Below are 864 nucleotides of genomic sequence, written 5' to 3' on the forward strand. Positions count from 1 at the left end.
GGCGGCGAGGAGCCCGGCGCCCGCCGCGGCGACCCCCCGCAGCGCGACGACGTGCGCGGCGATCCACTGGTTCTGCAGCCCGAACGCCTGCGGCCACAGCAGCGCCGCGGCGAGGGCCGTGGTGCCGAGGGCGATCGCCCAGCCGAGGATGCGGGGGAGCATTCACCACAGCGTAGGCGAGTGCGCGACCGCAGGGCGGAGCATCCACAGGGCGTCGGCTGGGAGTCCGCGGGGAACCGGCTGACTCCGCGCGCCTACGATAAGGGCATGGCCGACGCCCCGTTCGCCGCCGCAGCGGACCTGCACGCGCACACCACGGTCTCCGACGGCACGGACACGCCCGCGGAGCTCGTCGCCGCGGCCTCCGCGGCCGGCCTCGCGGCGCTGGCCCTCACCGACCACGACTCGACCGCGGGGTGGGCGGAGGCGGCCGAGGCGGCACGTCTTCACGGCATCGCCCTCATCCCGGGCATGGAGCTCTCCACGCGCGAGCAGTTCACGAGCGTGCACGTCCTCGGCTACCTCATCGATCCGACCGACGAGGCGCTCCTCGCCGAGACCGCGCGCATCCGCGACTCCCGGCTCACCCGCGCGGAGGCCATCGTGCGACGCATCGCCGCCGACTACGACCTCACCTGGGACGACGTGCTGGCCCAGACCAGCGACGGCACCACCATCGGCCGCCCGCACATCGCCGACGCCCTCGTCGCGCGCGGTCACGCCTCGACGCGGTCCGACGCCTTCGCGGGCATCCTGCACTGGCGCTCCGGCTACGCGCAGCCGCACTACGCGCCCGACCCGCTCACCGGCATCCGCCTGATCCGCGCCGCGGGCGGCGTGCCCGTGCTTGCGCATCCGGGCACG

1 protein-coding gene is annotated in these 864 nt (G+C 75.6%); it reads left to right on the top strand.

Annotation, left to right across the window (positions count from 1 at the left end; translation table 11 throughout):
• Window positions 1-267: 267 nt before the first annotated feature.
• Window positions 268-864 (top strand): PHP domain-containing protein (locus tag ESO86_RS17780; RefSeq protein ID WP_165308366.1); only part of this gene is annotated, 597 nt, incomplete at its 3' end.

It is taken from the genome of Agromyces binzhouensis, from assembly GCF_004135055.1.
Taxonomy (GTDB): Bacteria; Actinomycetota; Actinomycetes; order Actinomycetales; family Microbacteriaceae; genus Agromyces; species Agromyces binzhouensis.